Raw genomic sequence first — 3,020 nt, forward strand, 5'->3', positions numbered from 1 at the left:
AAAAACAACAAAACCCGGATCGTAGCGCGCCAACGCTCCCCGGGTTTCATCGTCGAATTAACGGGGATAGTATGACCATCAAGCACGTGATTTATCAAGTGCCGACCCCCGCCAGGACTGGCGGAGGCGGCTGTGACGGCACAGGATTCGAGGCGTAAAACCGCTGGTCGGGCCGGCGCCTTGGGAAGTACGCGAAATCCTCTACCCCCCCAAGACCTGCGTGCGAAGCTGCAGGCCAATCGGGCGGAGCGCTATGACCTCCTTGCATCTGCACGGGCCTTATTCCTCAACGAGGGGAAAAGGGAAGGTCTGCTGCACCCGCAAAACTGGCACCGCACGGCTAAGTGCAAGTGGACGCCAGTGTCGGCGACCATTGGTGTGCACGCCTCGCGTGAGCATGGCAGCGCCTTCTACAGCGGCGTGATGAACTGCGGCAGTGTTTGGGCATGCCCGGTTTGCGCAGCGAAGGTCCAGGAGCGCCGCCGGGAAGAGGTGGCCAAGGCGGTGGCCTGGGCCGATGCCCAGGGCCTGCAAGCGGCCATGGTCACCCTCACCTTCCCCCATTACGCCTGGCAGCAGCTGGTGGAGCTCCTGGAGCAGCAGAAGACCGCGTTGAAGTACTTGCGTGAGGGGTCGCCCTGGGTCCGCTTCAAGAAGGCCACCGGCTACCAGGGCCTGATCCGTTCGCTGGAACTGACCCATGGCCAGAATGGATGGCACCCCCACACCCATGAGCTGTGGTTCGTCGATGCCGGTACCGATGCCGATACGATGAAAAAGACCGTGCTCGAGCGCTGGAAGACCAGTTGCGCACGGGCCGGTTTGCTCGACCTGGACAACGCTGAACTGGTTGCCGCGTTCGAGGCGCACGCCGTTGATGTGAAGGGCTGGTGTACGGCCAGCGACTACCTGGCCAAGCAAGATGACAGCCGCCACTGGGGGGTGGATGCGGAGATTGCCAAGGCTTCGACCAAGGCTGGCCGGGCCAAGGGTAAGCATCCGTTCGCACTACTCTCGTTGTTCCAGGGCGGGGATCGTAAGGCCGGTCACCGTTTTCTCGACTATGCCGCGGCAATGAAGGGCAAGCGACAGTTGTTCTGGTCTGCCGGACTCAAGGCCAGGGTCGGCGTGATTGAGCAGAGCGACGAGGATGTGGCGGAGGAACAGCGCGACGCAGCCGACTTACTCGGCCACTTGGAGATCGAGCAGTGGAAGTTGATCCGCCAAGCTGGGCTGCGCGCGAAGGTCCTGGACCTGGCTGAGAGCAATGGCGGCTGGGTGGCTATTCAGCACCTGCTGCGAGGACTGTTGAACGGAGGTTTGTCGATGACACATTCGAATCAGGATTTGACTCCACAGGAGGAGGGCTTGCCGATTTTCGTCAGTGATGAGCAGGAGGTGTTGCCGCTACCTGGATTTGTTACCCGTGAAACGCACCGATCGAGCAAGGCTGTGATACGGCAGGAGATTGCCACAGCAATGACAGGGGACAGGTCAGGCAACGATCCTGCAATCCCAAGTAAACGAAGCAGCAACGCAGAACGTTAGGGGAACGTTAGGGCAAGATAGGTGAAGTAGGCCCACCAGCAAGCTGGTGATCCTCCTTCACGTCTTGCCCATTCGCCTACCGGCTCAAGGGGAGCAGTTTCCGATTCGGAAACTGAATCAGCTCCGCTTCTTGGCGCCTCCTGGACCGTGTACATCCTCCAAGTCGATCTTGGTTACCACGCCGGTATTAGGATCAGCACAGTCGAAGGTCAGCCGCCAGTTTCCGTTGACCTCCAGCTCATACCGGTCCTTGTGGCCAGTGAGGGGCTTACAGTCCTTAAGACGTCCATAGCCGCCCTTGATGTCTGAGAGCGACCTGGCAGAATGCAAGTGGACGAGAAGGCGTCGAAGGACCTTGATCCAATCGGCGTTCAATCCAGCTGTCTTCGTTGCGTTGCTGGCCCAGAAAGCCCTCAGCGGTTTGTGTAGAATCTCGTTATCGTTCTCAATCATGGTGATTCCTTATAGTGGTTGACATAGTGATTAAGGATTGATAGAATCACCATACCTAGTAGCAATTCCTTTCCTTGACATTCATAGACTACCACTATGGCCTTGATTTGTCAATAGAGAGAATCTATTTACGCTGAAAGTTGCTCGTTGCGCAACATGCAACGTTGGAGTCGTTACAATGATCACTATGCATCCCGGTGAGTATCTGGAGATGGCGTATGTGGAACCTTATGAGATCAAGCAGGCAGAGTTAGCTGAAAGCCTTGGCGTTTCTACTGCTGCAATATCTCGATTGCTTGCCTGTAAGTCCGACCTATCTCCAGAAATGGCTGTGCGCCTTTCTTACGTTTTTGACCGCTCTGCCGAGTCCTGGATGGCTCTTCAGTCTGACTACAGTCTTTCGATAGCGCGTGATTCGGTGAATCCGAAGTTAGTGAGAAAACTAACTGGATTTGAACCTGCTTTCGCTTGATGTACTTCTCCAAAGCCCGCACCAAGCGGGCTTTTTGTTTTCCATAGTTCATTGGATTTCGATACGGGATGGAGGCCGGGTCAAGGCTCGCGAAGCGACCGCGAAGCGGCTTGGCCTTGACGCGGCCGGAATCCCATACGCTGATGGCTGGTGGATCGGGGGGCTTTTCCCCGAGCCGCCTGCCTCGCGGCGAGCAGCCCCCGGAGGGCCACCGGAGGTGCTTTTGATCTTATGCAAACCCCTGCTGATGGCACGAGTTGTCGTGACGTTAGAATCAAATCGTAACTAGCGGGGGTATGGATGAAGATCACGATTGAGTTGGAAACATTTGCTGTAAAGGCCCTGATGGCCTTATCAGTTGCTGTCTGGTGTGCCTGGAATAGTCAGCTTGAAGTGGCTGCTACTGTGGCTGCATTAATTGCTTCGATGCGGCCATAGGGTAGGGTAATGTCGATCTGTACAAGCGACGTACCGCTAATGAGCTGCTTGCTTGAAACGGTATCGTCACGCGGGCAAGATATCGAAGCGCTCACGAAGATGAGACGCC

Annotated in this window: 3 protein-coding genes; 2 read left to right on the plus strand and 1 reads right to left on the minus strand. The window is 56.6% G+C overall.

What is annotated here, in order from left to right:
* The first annotated feature begins 360 nt into the window (after nt 1-360).
* On the plus strand, nt 361-1,548 hold the full coding sequence (locus tag ACF8MI_RS00005; protein WP_392517272.1) for a protein rep: 1,188 nt from the start codon (nt 361-363) through the stop codon (nt 1,546-1,548).
* Between the two features lie 117 nt (nt 1,549-1,665).
* Here ACF8MI_RS00005 and ACF8MI_RS00010 read toward each other — a convergent pair whose 3' ends face one another.
* Complete coding sequence (locus ACF8MI_RS00010; protein WP_241413622.1) at nt 1,666-2,001, minus strand: type II toxin-antitoxin system RelE/ParE family toxin; 336 nt, start codon at nt 1,999-2,001, stop codon at nt 1,666-1,668.
* 178 nt (nt 2,002-2,179) lie between these two features.
* Between ACF8MI_RS00010 and ACF8MI_RS00015 the strand changes: the two genes are divergently transcribed.
* Nucleotides 2,180-2,473 (plus strand): HigA family addiction module antitoxin, encoded by a 294-nt coding sequence (locus tag ACF8MI_RS00015; protein WP_181407153.1) that lies wholly within the window; start codon nt 2,180-2,182, stop codon nt 2,471-2,473.
* Nucleotides 2,474-3,020 lie beyond the last annotated feature (547 nt).

This window comes from Pseudomonas sp. yb_9, from assembly GCF_043103635.1.
GTDB classification, from domain to species: Bacteria; Pseudomonadota; Gammaproteobacteria; order Pseudomonadales; family Pseudomonadaceae; genus Aquipseudomonas; species Aquipseudomonas monteilii.